The organism is Streptomyces sp. CA-278952 (genome assembly GCF_028747205.1).
Taxonomy (GTDB): domain Bacteria; phylum Actinomycetota; class Actinomycetes; order Streptomycetales; family Streptomycetaceae; genus Streptomyces.
In genome coordinates, this window is the sequence record NZ_CP112880.1 from 5,191,642 (window position 1) to 5,203,481 (window position 11,840).

At 65.3% G+C, this 11,840-nt stretch carries 13 protein-coding genes; 7 read left to right on the top strand and 6 right to left on the bottom strand.

Features of this window, described 5'->3' with window-relative positions; translation table 11 throughout:
- The first annotated feature begins 5 nt into the window (after nucleotides 1-5).
- The 3 genes from N7925_RS23295 to N7925_RS23305 all read left to right on the top strand — a co-directional run bounded on the left by N7925_RS23295 (nucleotide 6) and on the right by N7925_RS23305 (nucleotide 3,230).
- Entirely contained in the window at nucleotides 6-1,811 is a 1,806-nt protein-coding gene (locus N7925_RS23295; RefSeq protein ID WP_274345041.1) for an alpha/beta hydrolase, read from the top strand.
- 117 nt (nucleotides 1,812-1,928) lie between these two features.
- Entirely contained in the window at nucleotides 1,929-2,465 is a 537-nt protein-coding gene (locus N7925_RS23300; protein ID WP_274345042.1) for a hypothetical protein, read from the top strand.
- 198 nt (nucleotides 2,466-2,663) lie between these two features.
- Nucleotides 2,664-3,230 carry a hypothetical protein gene (locus N7925_RS23305; RefSeq protein ID WP_274345043.1) on the top strand — a complete coding sequence of 189 codons (567 nt, stop codon included), beginning with the start codon at nucleotides 2,664-2,666 and terminating at the stop codon, nucleotides 3,228-3,230.
- 80 nt (nucleotides 3,231-3,310) lie between these two features.
- Here the strand turns inward: N7925_RS23305 and N7925_RS23310 are convergent, their stop codons facing one another.
- The 3 genes from N7925_RS23310 to N7925_RS23320 form a co-directional block, all read right to left on the bottom strand.
- Complete coding sequence (locus tag N7925_RS23310; RefSeq protein ID WP_331617804.1) at nucleotides 3,311-4,210, bottom strand: JmjC domain-containing protein; 900 nt, start codon at nucleotides 4,208-4,210, stop codon at nucleotides 3,311-3,313.
- A 41-nt stretch (nucleotides 4,211-4,251) separates the two neighbouring features.
- A complete protein-coding gene (locus tag N7925_RS23315) occupies nucleotides 4,252-4,701 on the bottom strand; it encodes a hypothetical protein (protein ID WP_274345044.1) in 450 nt (149 codons plus the stop codon).
- Between the two features lie 90 nt (nucleotides 4,702-4,791).
- Entirely contained in the window at nucleotides 4,792-5,034 is a 243-nt protein-coding gene (locus N7925_RS23320) for a DUF397 domain-containing protein (RefSeq protein WP_274345045.1), read from the bottom strand.
- An 802-nt stretch (nucleotides 5,035-5,836) separates the two neighbouring features.
- On the opposite strand from N7925_RS23320, the gene N7925_RS23325 reads away from it, so the two are divergent.
- Together N7925_RS23325 and N7925_RS23330 are read left to right on the top strand one after the other, a co-directional pair.
- On the top strand, nucleotides 5,837-7,207 hold the full coding sequence (locus N7925_RS23325; protein WP_274346539.1) for a hypothetical protein: 1,371 nt from the start codon (nucleotides 5,837-5,839) through the stop codon (nucleotides 7,205-7,207).
- Nucleotides 7,208-7,311: 104 nt separating this feature from the next.
- Nucleotides 7,312-8,070, top strand: coding sequence for a DUF6879 family protein (locus N7925_RS23330; protein ID WP_274345046.1), 759 nt, complete (start codon nucleotides 7,312-7,314; stop codon nucleotides 8,068-8,070).
- 98 nt (nucleotides 8,071-8,168) lie between these two features.
- On the opposite strand, the gene N7925_RS23335 is transcribed toward N7925_RS23330, so the two are convergent.
- Entirely contained in the window at nucleotides 8,169-8,378 is a 210-nt protein-coding gene (locus N7925_RS23335) for a DUF397 domain-containing protein (protein ID WP_274345047.1), read from the bottom strand.
- 3 nt (nucleotides 8,379-8,381) lie between these two features.
- Complete coding sequence (locus tag N7925_RS23340; RefSeq protein WP_274345048.1) at nucleotides 8,382-9,230, bottom strand: helix-turn-helix domain-containing protein; 849 nt, start codon at nucleotides 9,228-9,230, stop codon at nucleotides 8,382-8,384.
- A gap of 213 nt (nucleotides 9,231-9,443) precedes the next feature.
- On the opposite strand from N7925_RS23340, the gene N7925_RS23345 reads away from it, so the two are divergent.
- A complete protein-coding gene (locus N7925_RS23345) occupies nucleotides 9,444-10,067 on the top strand; it encodes an ATP-binding protein (RefSeq protein ID WP_274345049.1) in 624 nt (207 codons plus the stop codon).
- 17 nt (nucleotides 10,068-10,084) lie between these two features.
- Here the strand turns inward: N7925_RS23345 and N7925_RS23350 are convergent, their stop codons facing one another.
- The gene (locus N7925_RS23350) at nucleotides 10,085-10,900 is read right to left on the bottom strand and encodes a helix-turn-helix domain-containing protein (RefSeq protein WP_274345050.1); all 816 of its coding nucleotides are present in this window, start codon (nucleotides 10,898-10,900) and stop codon (nucleotides 10,085-10,087) included.
- A 233-nt stretch (nucleotides 10,901-11,133) separates the two neighbouring features.
- On the opposite strand from N7925_RS23350, the gene N7925_RS23355 reads away from it, so the two are divergent.
- Nucleotides 11,134-11,805, top strand: coding sequence for a hypothetical protein (locus tag N7925_RS23355; RefSeq protein ID WP_274345051.1), 672 nt, complete (start codon nucleotides 11,134-11,136; stop codon nucleotides 11,803-11,805).
- Nucleotides 11,806-11,840: the final 35 nt, after the last annotated feature.

Consider the following 11,840-nt stretch of genomic DNA (forward strand, 5'->3'; position numbering starts at 1 on the left):
CGGTCATGGACCTTGCGACGCTCAAGGCCTTCAAGCCGACGGAGTACGAAGAGGCCGCGGACGGCTATCGGACGACCGGTGACATGGCCTCCGAGGCCAAGGACGCGCTCGACAACCGGATCAGTGTGGAACTCCGCAACCAGCTGGAGGGCGATGCGGCGAAGGCGGCAGTCGAGGAACTGAAGAGCCTCTCGAAGAACTTCCACTACACGCAGACCGAGTGCGGTCTGGTGAGCACCGCGCTGAACGGCTTCGCCTTCGACATCGCGGTGGCCAAGCGCAAGCTGGAAGCGGCCATGGAGGACGCCCGGGCCGACGGCTGCACGGTGAACGCGAACGGCTCCGTCTCGTATCCGGCGGGCAGGAAGCCCGGCGACGAGAAGACGGCGGACGGCGGCACGGTGACCGGGAGCGCGGGAGGCAGCCCGACGTCCGACGCGCTGGAGCGCCAGGCGATGAACATCCACCCGAACCCGTACTACGGCAGGGCGATGGCCTACGCGAACCGGATCGCCGACGCTCTGGAAGAGGCCACGGACGCGGACACGAAGTGGGCGCCGAAGCTGCGCGCACTGAAGGCCGACGACGACTTGGAGGTCTCCCACCCGGACTGGGCGGACGCGCAGTCGGACACGGGCGGAGTCCGCGAGGCGGGCAAGGCCTATCTCGACTCCCTGCCGGAGCCCCCGAAGGACGGCAGCCCGAAGGACAACGCAGCCTGGTGGAAGAGCCTCAGCGCGGAGGACCAGTCGGCCCACCTCGCCTTGAACGCCGCTTCGGTCGGAGCGCTCGACGGTCTGCCCGCTGTGACCCGTGACGAGGCGAACCGTATGGTGCTGGCGCAGACCAGGGGCCATGTGGAGCAGGAGCTTGCCAAGATTCCAGAGCCTCCGAGGTATTCGCCCAACCCCAATGGCCCGTACCCGGCCGTCATCCAGAACGACAGCTGGTCCAAGTGGAACGAGAAGCACGGTGAGCGGCACGCGGAGCTCACCAAGTCGAATGAGGGCATGAAGAGCATTCAGGCACGGTTCGACTCGACGGGCACCAAGGGCCTTCCGGAGGCGTACCTACTCGGATTCAGCACTGATGGAAACGGGCGAGCGATCGTCGCGAACGGAAACCCGGACACTGCTGACCATCAGGCGGTCTATGTCCCGGGCACGACATCGAACCTGAGCAGTGTCAGCGGGGATATCAACCGGATGGCGAACGTGTGGCGTGTGGCCACTGACGAGGCGGACGGTGGCACGGTTTCCACCATTACCTGGCTCGGCTACGATGCGCCGCAGAGCATTGTGAAAGACGCGGCATTCAGCCATTACGCGGACGACGGCGCGCCGGCCTACAACCGATTCCTCGATGGCCTCGACGCCTCGCGTACCGCCGATTCGGACCCGCACCGCACGGCAATCGGCCACTCGTACGGTACGACGCTGATCGGGTCCGCGGCTCGGCAGGGCGAGCTGAACGTGGACGACGTGATCCTCGCAGGCAGCCCCGGTGTTCAAGTGAGCAAAGCTGAACATCTGGACGTATCCGAAGGGCACGTATGGAACCAGGAAGCGGACTGGGACGTGGTCCCGGACATCGGGCGATTCGGGCACGGCGGAACGGACTGGGACGGCGCTTGGGTCATCCCTAGCGACCCAATCTTCGGCGCTAACCAGATGACTACGGACACCGATGGCCACAGTGACTACTGGAAAGAGAACACCAAGAGCCTCCAGAATCAAGGCCTGGTGGTAGCGGGTCATGGCGACGAGGCCGACTTGGAACCGATGCCGCCAGCTCACCAGCGGGGCCGATAGCCATTTTTGACCGACGCCGTTGCCGGGGCCGGTCGTCAGACAGTGTGACGCCTGGTCCAATCTCCCGTACGAACCGATCGGCCTGTATTGCGGCCAGAACCACCGAGGCTCCTCGACGTGAAGAACACACTGGGCGCACAGGCGCTCCTCGTTTCCCTCACCATTACGACTCTGACCGGATGCAGCAGCATGACTGACGCCAAGGACTCTGACGAACTCCCCTCCGCCGGCACGAGTACATCGCTCTCCGCCGCCGACCAGGCAGAGAAGGTCTCCAGTGAGATTTACGATCTGATCGGCATCAAAGGAAAGGCTTCAGACACCGGCCCCGGTGTCTCGGAGTGCAGCGGGAAGGATCCGGACAAGTACTTCCAAATCTTTCATCCCTGGAGCTTCACTCCGGCATCGGCCGACCAGCTCGATGGTGTGATGGAAGGGCTCAAGGAGAAACTATCCAAGCACGGCTGGAAAGTAACGGACTACGGACCTGGCACCAGCAAGAACAAGAGCATCAGTCTCACGGCCGATAACGACGGGAAGAAGCACAGTGTAAGGATCACTCACTACGATAAGCGAAACCCGCCGAAACTGAGCTTGATGGTGGTGTCCGGCTGCTATCAGGTCCCTGCGGGTGAGAAGGTCCAGCACTTCTGAGTTCAGTACCCGAGCCCAGAGGGCAAGGCGGTTCTACGCTCCGACTTGCCCTCTGGGTCTCTGGTCCGACGATATGTGACGGGCCGGTGCGGATAGGTGGAAATTGAGGAATGGAACCTTCGGTAGCGTATTTCCGGGTGCCGCACTATTTGCCGCACTCACAGGATGCGGCGCGACCGACCAGGTAGATTACAACCCATGCTCCGGACCGGTAGACCGAGGTTGCTCGACGTGAAGACTAGACTGGGCGCGCAGGCTTTCCTCGTATCCACGGCTCTCGCTACCTTCACCGGATGCAGCATGGCTGACGACAAGAACTCCAACCCGCCCCTCTCCGCTGGGACCAGCACGTCGAGGGAAGCTGTTGAAACGACCAAGAAGGTTTCCAGTGAGCTCTACGATTTGATCGGAATCAAGGGAGAGGCGTCCAACAGTGGAGCGGGCGTCACAGAGTGTGGAAACAAGGATCCGGACAAATACTTCCAGATCTTCCACCCGTGGAGCTTCACTCCGGCATCGGTCGACCAACTTGATGGCGTGATGGAGCGGCTCAAGGAGGAACTCCCGAAGCACGGCTGGAAAGTCGTCGAGTACGGGCCCAATACGAGCAAGAACAAGAGCATGCAGCTCACAGCCGACAACGACAAGAAGAAGCACAGCGTCAAGATCACTCATTTCGCGAAGGGCAAGACGCCAAGCCTGAACCTGATGGTTGTGTCCGGCTGTTATCAGGTCCCGGACGGCGAGAAGGTCGACCGATTCTGAGGATGCCGCAGTGTTACCGGAGCGGCGTGAGGTGGCTGCCGCTCACGCCGCCCGGAGCAGTCGGCTCAGCTCTCAGCGGCTCAGGTGGTGTATTCCTTCTCCGATACGGCGGCTCGGGCCAGGAACCGAGCGAAGTCGTCCAGATCGAGACCAGTCAAGTGCTCGATCAGCGCCTGACGGACGTCCCGCACACGTTGGGGTAGGTGCTGGCCCGTGATCTCGCCGGGAAGGATGACGCGCCGGAAGACGTCCTTCTCGATCACACCGCCTACGAGCTTCTCCGCGATCCAGACCGGCGTGCGTTCCCGGATCGCGAACGTCAGGTGGATGCTGCGGTCCTGCGCGTCGAGCGTATGAGGGTGGTGCACCCACCCTCTCGGCAGGACCAGGGACTGACCCGGCCGGAGATCGACCTCCAGATCGGGGCCCGCGGCCTCCCACTGCGGGATGAAGCCGGGGTCCCAGACGCGGAAGGATTCCTGGTACTCCCGCATCGGGGAGGGAAACATCGGGCGCCAGAGCTGCCACCGTTTGGTGCCCGCGATCTGCACGATGACGGCCATCTGCTGATCCCAGTGGTGGAGCAGGCCTTGACGGCCGGGTGGGGTCACGAAGGCGTGCAGGTAGTTGCTGTAGCCGGTCTCCTGCTGAATGCCACGGGAGACGTCCGCCAGGAAGGGGACGACCCGCTGGAGGTTGCCGAGCCGGATCGTGTGGCCGTCCTCGTAGAGGCTCCGCAGCTTCGCCGGGTCGGTCCGACCCGCCGTGCGGTGGCGGTCGGGGTGCAGCGCCGTGCCGTCACTCACGACGGCGATCTCGTCCGCGGGCACGCACCCGGTGTCCAGGTAATGGTCGATGGCCTCCGCGTTGATCACACGGTCGAGCTCGCCGGCCTCGCGTTCGTACACGCATGGCTCGTCCGGCCAGGAGGTCAGGAGTGCTGTCACGCCCGGTTCGGGCAGTAAGAGGTTGAGTGACACGGATGGCTTCCTCGCTTCACGTCACCGAAGGGGTACGGAGGTCAGGCGGGCGGGAGGGGGCACGGGAGGCCGGGATGGTGGTGGTTGAGGCAGCACACCACCGAGAAGGAGAGCAGGCTCTGGGACTTGGTGTAGTGCACCCAGCAGACGTCGACCCCTCGGGGGAGGGAGTCCATCGCGTGCGCGATCTTGTGTTCCAGGGTGACGTAGGCGCGGCCGCCGTCGTCCCTCTCCGCAGGGGGATTCGCCTCGTACGTGCTCTTCAACCACGTGACGGCGGCCACCACACGGGTCCAGGTGCGGTCCGTAGCCGTCTGGTTCTGCCGCATGAGCCAATGGCCGGTCATGAGGGGCGGCAGCGTCGAGGCGACGAAGGCGCGGGTGTGTTCGTAGTTCAGTTCTGCACCCGGACGGCGTAGGGCCTCCTGGCCGTACGCGTCCCTGCTGCCGGTCCACGGACCGTATCCGTGCCAGTGCCCTGACCAGGTCATCTGCGCCCTTCGCTAGGGGAGACGGGCCGGCCCGGAACCTGTCCGGGCCGGCCCACTACGTGGTGCTTCGTGCTCAGGAAGGGAGCCAGGTTAGAGCGTCAGGCCCCTCGTCCTGACCCACCCGGTGGCGAAGTCGTCGAGCTCGGCCTCGGTGAAGCGCAGCTCCTTGCCCGCGCCCTCGGGCTTGCTGTCGCGGATGACGAAAGAGGCCTCCGCGCCGGGGATGGCGGCGAGGCTCACGCAGGTCTCGTTGGAGCCACCGGCGTTGCCGCCGCAGTAGGCGGCGAAGGCGTCGGCCGGCGGGATCGGCAGTGCGTAGAGGTTTCCGTTCATGGGAGAGTCCCTTTCGGTGCTGATGTCGCGGAGATTCGGTCTCCGCACCGTCGTGCTCCTGGCCCCGCCCGGCTGCCGACCGTCCATGGAGACAGCCGGGCGGGAGTCTGTGAGGCTGATGGGATGTGCTGTTCTGGCCTGCGGCGCGTGGAGGGGCGCGGTGCCTGGCTACCGGCCTGACCACACCGCCGCGATGATCGACGAGCCGATGGCGGCGAGGCAGACGACGTATCCGATCTGCCGGGTCCGCTCGCTCACCGCCCCGTACCTTGCCCTCGCCCCGGTACCGGCCGTACAGGAAGGGGAGGTCGGGACGAGATCGCTCCTCCCGCACCATCGGCATCGTTCATCGCAGCGAGCTTCCGGAGAACCCGGGCCAGCGCTCGGACATGGCAGTGGACCTGATGCGACAGGGCTTCCGGAGCCGGAGGGTTGTCGAGGAGGTGGGCCGCCTCCAGCAGGTAGCCACGGTCAGCCCCACTCATGGCTCGCGCTCCGACCGACAGAGTGCCGACGAGGGCTACCGCCCGGCCGCGCAAGGAAACTGCCGCGTCGTCGAGTTCCGCGCGGGTGGTCGTACCGAGACGGAAGGCGAGTACGCGCCGCACCTCGTGCTCCGTGTCAGCCTCCTCACCTGCCGCTACCGCCCTGGGGCGGCCTGCGCCTGTGGCGCTGCTTGTCTTCACTACGTCGGTCACCAGGCATCTCCGCTCATGGCCGCTTTTGATCGCGTTCTGTGTAGAGATAACTGCGCGGCGTGCTCATCCCGGTACCGTTGGAGACAGGCGTAACCGTGAAAGCCATGAATTTCCGGGGAGTTGGTGTGCCCGTGGCACCTGGGAGCGACCGCAACTCAGGCCTTGAGAACCTTCTGGAACAGGCCGGATGGTCCAGGACGCAGCTCGCGAACGCCGTGAATCGCACGGCTGCTGAAGCGGGAATGGCGTTGAGGTACGACCAGTCCGCCGTCTCCCACTGGCTGAGCGGCACGCAGCCGCGAGCACAGGTCCGGCCGGTGATCGTCGAAGTGCTCGAACGCAAGCTCGGCCGTCCGGTGACTTACGCCGAAGCGGGCCTGCGCTCGCCGAAGCCGGACCTGGCAGCAGACTCCGCGGACACCACAGACTCCCTCTTGGACCTCGGAAGGGCTGACATGGACCCCTCACGGCGCGGAGTTGTCGCAGCAGGCCTGTACTCGGCTGCCCTTGCCGTCCCCCTCTTCGCAGGTGAGGCCTACGCCGAGGAACGGGAACGTTCGGTCCGGCCGACCGGGCGCATCGGCGCGGCTGAGGTGGCGACCGTCCGTACGATGACGGACCGCATCGCGGACATCCTCGACGAGCTCGGCGCGGGACACGCGCGACCCATGGCCGCCGCGTTCCTCGTCAACACCGTCGCGCCCTACCTGCGGGCATCCGCGACCGGACCGGTGCGACGCGACATGCTCTCCGCCGCGTCCGACCTGACCTACCTCACCGGCTGGATGGCCATGTACGAGCGGGCTCACGGTCTCGGCCAGCAGTACTACGTGAAGGCATTGCGCCTCGCCCAGGAAGCGTCCGACCACGTGACGTACTGCCGTACCTTGCGCGGCATGAGCCTCCAGGCATCCCATCTGCGGTACGGCCGGAGAGCCCTGGAGCTCGCCGACTCGGCAGCCGAGGCGGCACCGGATGCAGGGCCCCGCCTGGTGGCCTTCCTCCGCGGCCAGCAGGCGCACGCCTCCTCGATGGTCGGGGACCGCCGCGCCGCCTTTGAGAGGTTGCGTGAGGCGGAGTCCGCGCTCTCCCAAGCCGATTCCAGGCGGGAGTCGATCGGAGGCTACGACCAGTCCGCTTACCAGTTCCACGTGGCCCACGTTCTGTACGAGACACGTGATCTGCCGGGCTCCATCGCAGCACTGAAGAGCTCACTCCGCGCGCAGCCCAAGCAGGAGAGGCAAGGGCGACTCCACGCCAATGCGGTCATGGCTCAGCGGCAGTTCGAGTTCGGCCATATCGAGGAGGCTTGCACCACGTGGGGCACCTTCCTGGACGACTACGTAGGGCTCTCCTCTGCACGCGGTGACGAGCACTTCACCACTATGAGCAAACGCATCGCGCCGTACGGCAAGATCCGGGCTGCACGCGAGCTCCAGGAGCGGTCGCGGCAGGTGGCGGGGATGAAGGGGTAGATCGATGACCGACTGCGGTTGTTCGGCTCGGCTTCCACGCGCACTGAATGCTTACAACCTTTGAACGGCGGGCGGAACACCCTTCGAAGTGAGAGGAGGCCGTGATGGCGCGGCAGTTGAGGCCTAGCGGCACGGGTAGCGGTGGCACGGGAAGCTCATCTGTCCATGAGGACGCGGCGAGTGGAGAGACCATCGTTCACGGACCGCCGTTGACCGCTGCCGACGATATCGCCCAGCTCCAGCGCCTGGCCGAGGGCGAGGGCGAGGTGGCGGTGGTCGTCCCGCGTGAGCTGTTGGTCGACTGGACGCCGAAGGGCGCGACCCGTCAGGCTCGGATCATCGGCCTGGACGAGTTCGAGGGCCTGTTCCGTACGTTTCGGCACTCGGCTTGGCGGTTGGAGGCCCGGCGGCGCTTCGCCAGTGACGAAGCCACGGACACGTACCGTCAGTTCGTCGAGACCGGCAGAGTCGACTGGTCCGTGGAGGATCCGTACTGCGAGCTGATCCGCTCCCAGACCGCACAGGGAAAGCGTGTCGAACGGGTGCGGATCGTTGATCAGCCGCCGACCACAGGGCAGCTTTACCTCCTCAACAACGCGAAGCGGAACAGTGGTCTGGGGGAGGATATTCGGAACGTATGGCGAGTGGATGCCGATCGTCTCCAACTCCCGTCCGAGGACTACTGGCTGTTCGACAGTCGGCTTGCCGCGAAGCTCCGATTCGACGACGAGGACCACCTCGTGGACGTCGAGTTGATCACCGAGCCGACCGAAGTCGTCCGATACTCCGTCATCCGAGATGCGGCATGGCACCACGCCGTGCCGTACGAAGAGTTCGCGGCGAAGCTAGGCGACAGCGGGTAAAGGCAGAAGGAGCAGACGCACGGAACGCGCCCGCAGCGCATCCGGAAGGGCACCCGCTGGGTCCGCAGATCAGCCGTTATGGCGTGATCAAGAACGGTTCATGCCTCAAGGTGTCCATCCTGAAGGGCCGACACGAAGGAAGCCCATGAGGTCGGCCGGAAGAGCAGAGAGCCCTCTTCGACGGCTTTCGAGTCGCGTATCGCCGTCGCCTCACTGAGGCGCGCGGCTTCGACGCACTCAGTTGTATTACCGCCGCTGTGTGAGGACTTGAACCAGATCGAGGTATCGATAGACGAGGTGGAAGGCATGCTTCAGATCTCCTTGCAGACGCGTTCGATCACAGCCGATGACGCGCCCATGTCCAGCGATTGCGCGCGCAGGTAGTCGAACGCGAGCCGGTACCGGTCGAGTTCGTGGTCCTTCTCCATGAAAACAGAGCCGACATGGAGATCTACGTAGACGACATCGAGCGAGGGTTCCGCCCCTCCCAGGATGACGAAGCTTCCCAGAGCCGCCGCGTGTGCGCCCTTGGAGAACGGGAGGACCTGGAGGGTGACGCCCGGCGACTCGTTCGCCCTGAGGAGGTGGTCGAGCTGTTCTCGCATGATCGCGGGCGAGCCGACCACACGTCGGATGACCGACTCATCCAGGATGGCCCAGAGGTGCGGAGGACGTTCCCGGGAGAGGATCTCCTGGCGCTTCATGCGGATGTCGACGAGCCGTTCGACTTTCTCTGGCGCCAGGCGCATCTCATTGGCTTGCTGAATCGCGGTGCTGTAACCCCGCGTCTGCAAGAGTCCTGGTACGTACATGCAGGAGAAGTGGTCCTCCCGCGCCGCCTCGTCTTCCAGCGAGAGGAGGAGGTTCATGTCGGCGGGGATCGAGTCGCTGAACGGCCCCCACCAGCCCTGCCGCTTCGCGTCCTTGGCGAGAGCTACGACTGTGCACCGCTCGGCCTCCGTCGCGTCGTACTGCCGGCACAGGGCGTCGACGATGGGCCACTTCACTGGGCCCTCCTGAGTCTCGTACCGACTGACGGTGGCCTTCGATACGCCCACCAGCCGGCCAGCTTCCTCAAGGGTCATGCCTTTGCTAGCTCGCAGCTTCCGCATCATCGCGCCGAGCTGACGGCGACGCGTGGTGGTCGTCCTGACGGGCATCGAAGGCTCTTTTCCTGGCTGCAAACGACGTGCTGGGCGTGCAACAAGGCTAAAGCCAGGCGAGGTTAGGCACGGTGCATTCACCCGATCGAGGCGCGTGAGAAGTTACATGGCGAGACTTCTCGCTGCCATACTCGTCATCGGAGTACTACGCAGCGTCGCCGTTCGGATGCGGTGGGCGCAGCTCCGTCATGGTGCGAGGGGAGAGTCGGCATGTGTCACTGCGAGAGCGAGGATGCCTGTCATCGCTATGTGGTGCCGTTCGAAGCGGCGCCGGCCCAGCTGTCCGAGCTGCGCCGGGCGGTGAGATCTCAGCTCGGCTCGTGGGGTGCGTCAGCCGTGACGGAGGAGGCTGAACTCGTCGCTACCGAGCTTGGAGCCAACGTCATCAAGCATGTCGGTCGGGACGTTGCCGCCTCGCTCGTTCTTGAACTGAGGGAGGGACGAGTCCGGCTTGAGGTCCATGACCGGAGTCGTGCCCTGCCCACAGCGCCTTTGGGTGAGACCTGTGCGGACAGTGCTGAGAGCGGCAGAGGTCTGCACCTCATCGCCGCGATGGCGCACGACTGGGGGGCAGCCCGCACGTCAACCGGGAAGGTCATCTGGTGTGAGCTCTCCTTGAAGCCGGCAGGGTGCGAGGCCCGCGTGGGGCGTGTGGCCGCGGTGCTGTCGGTGTACGGCCAGTGCAGCGGCACCTCAAGTCTCGACCTTGCCGCGCTCGATGAGACGGTTACTGACGTCATTACTGACCTCCTCCATTGGCTTGCTGCCCAGGGAGGAGACCCGGACGGCGCCCTTGGCCGCGCTCAGATGCACTACGAAGCTGAGGCGGCCTGAGGTGATGGAAGGCCAGTTCAGTCCTCCTGAGCGGCTGCTGCGAGCAGGAGGCCGGCGTCTGCGTACTGCTCGCTGTCGTGGAGCGCGGACGCGATATTGAGAACCGCCTGTGCGTCGCGTCGGGCCACGTTCGTGATCACTTGATCTGCCGCTTCCTCCATGCCGACCGCTCGGCAGTGGGCGACGAAAATCTGGACATCGCGGGCAGAAAGCGTGGTCGCGGCGCTCCACATCATGATGTCGGCGTCTCGCGACCGGCCATCAGACAGGCTCGCGGCGAGCGTCCTGATCTCAGGCCAGGCGGCGTCAGCAGGTGTGGTGAGGTGCCGGTCCCCCCCTCGGAGGGGGACCGGCACCTTTGTTTGTGCCGGTGCCCGCGGAATGCTGTGGCGCAGAGTGGAAAGCCGGACGCGGGGTCGGCGCGGTCGTCGGCGGACGGGCTTGGGGGCCGGCGAACCCGTCACCGTCGGCTGAGCCTCAGGGGAGCTGGCGGCGGCTGCGGGCGAACCGGCAGCGCAGCAGTCACAGTGCTTCACCAGCGCTTTGTCGCGGAGCTCCAACAGCAAGGGCAACGAGCAGGGCATAGGTCTCGATGATGTCGCCGCCTCGTCGTCGAGGATCTTGTAGAGCTTCTCGACGTGCTCGGCTTCGGGAATCCGGCCGCCGTTGAAGTGGTTCGAGAGCGATGTCGGAGCCAGGTACACGTCCCCGGCGATCTGCGCCTGAGTGCGGTCGCTGACCTCCCGGACTTTTCGCAGCATCAGAACGAAAGCGCGTTGACCGGGGGGAACCGAGCTGCGCAGCTCTTTCCACTTGTGGGATCTCTTCGGCAATCTCTGCTCCTCAAGAGTGCAGCCGGGCCGCTAGTACAGGTCAGTGCGATTGTCCGTGCCACGGTGCGGCTGGGGAAGCGGGAGGGGTTTTCCGTCTGCCCTCGAAACCTCGTCAGGGCTGGCCCTGGGGTGCCCACAACCTCCATGGTGTTTCTCACGAGGACCCTCGCGGACTTACCGCTCGGGACTTGACGCCTGTCGAAGCACCTGAAGTCTGAAGCGAGGAGACCCCGATGACTCTGCCGTCGTGGACGGACCCCAAGTTCGGCACCATGAAGCGCGCCGCCTTGTGGCTGGTCACCGTCGTAGGCGAAGGCAACGTCTTCACGAAGGAAGACGTAAAGGGTGCCTTTCCGGGGGTGAGCCAGGCCGACCGGCGGGTGCGCGATCTCCGTGACCACGGCTGGCAGATCGACACCAATCGTGAGGACGCGGGCCTGGGGCAGCACGAACAGCGCTTCGTGAAGCCGGGGCTGCCGGTCTGGGAACCCGGCAAAGCAGCGAAGTCCGGAACCGCCGTCACGCAGACGCAGCGCCGGGATGTTCTGGCGCGTGACGGACACCTGTGCCGCTCCTGCGGCATCTCCCCCGGAGAGGTGTACGCCGGCAGTTACGAGGCCGCACAGCTGGACATCGCCCGACGGGTGGTGAAGCAGCTGACCGGCGGCGAGCAAGTCGAGCTGGTCGCCGAATGCAAGCGGTGCCGTGTCGGTGGACGTGGGCAGGCAGCCGATCTGAGTGCGATTCTGGTCCGTGCGGGCCGCCTTGGATCGCTGGAACGCGGCCTTCTCCTGCGCTGGATCGATCAGGACAAGCGCGAGTTCAGCGCCGCCGAAGAACTCTGGGCCGTCTACCGGACCCTTCCGGCTGAGTCGCGGGCCAAGTTCCGTGAGGCACTGTCCTAGCCCGCTTGAACGTGACGGATGGCGAACGACCGGCG

Bases quoted from the DNA above. Each gene is read 5' to 3' on its own strand.
- N7925_RS23295 (WP_274345041.1), top strand. From the start codon at position 6: ATGGACCTTGCGACGCTCAAGGCCTTCAAGCCGACGGAGTACGAAGAG.
- N7925_RS23305 (WP_274345043.1), top strand. From the start codon at position 2,664: ATGCTCCGGACCGGTAGACCGAGGTTGCTCGACGTGAAGACTAGACTG.
- N7925_RS23315 (WP_274345044.1), bottom strand. From the start codon at position 4,701: ATGACCTGGTCAGGGCACTGGCACGGATACGGTCCGTGGACCGGCAGC.
- N7925_RS23320 (WP_274345045.1), bottom strand. From the start codon at position 5,034: ATGAACGGAAACCTCTACGCACTGCCGATCCCGCCGGCCGACGCCTTC.
- N7925_RS23325 (WP_274346539.1), top strand. From the start codon at position 5,837: ATGAATTTCCGGGGAGTTGGTGTGCCCGTGGCACCTGGGAGCGACCGC.
- N7925_RS23330 (WP_274345046.1), top strand. From the start codon at position 7,312: ATGGCGCGGCAGTTGAGGCCTAGCGGCACGGGTAGCGGTGGCACGGGA.
- N7925_RS23335 (WP_274345047.1), bottom strand. From the start codon at position 8,378: ATGCCTTCCACCTCGTCTATCGATACCTCGATCTGGTTCAAGTCCTCA.
- N7925_RS23340 (WP_274345048.1), bottom strand. From the start codon at position 9,230: ATGCCCGTCAGGACGACCACCACGCGTCGCCGTCAGCTCGGCGCGATG.
- N7925_RS23345 (WP_274345049.1), top strand. From the start codon at position 9,444: ATGTGTCACTGCGAGAGCGAGGATGCCTGTCATCGCTATGTGGTGCCG.
- N7925_RS23355 (WP_274345051.1), top strand. From the start codon at position 11,134: ATGACTCTGCCGTCGTGGACGGACCCCAAGTTCGGCACCATGAAGCGC.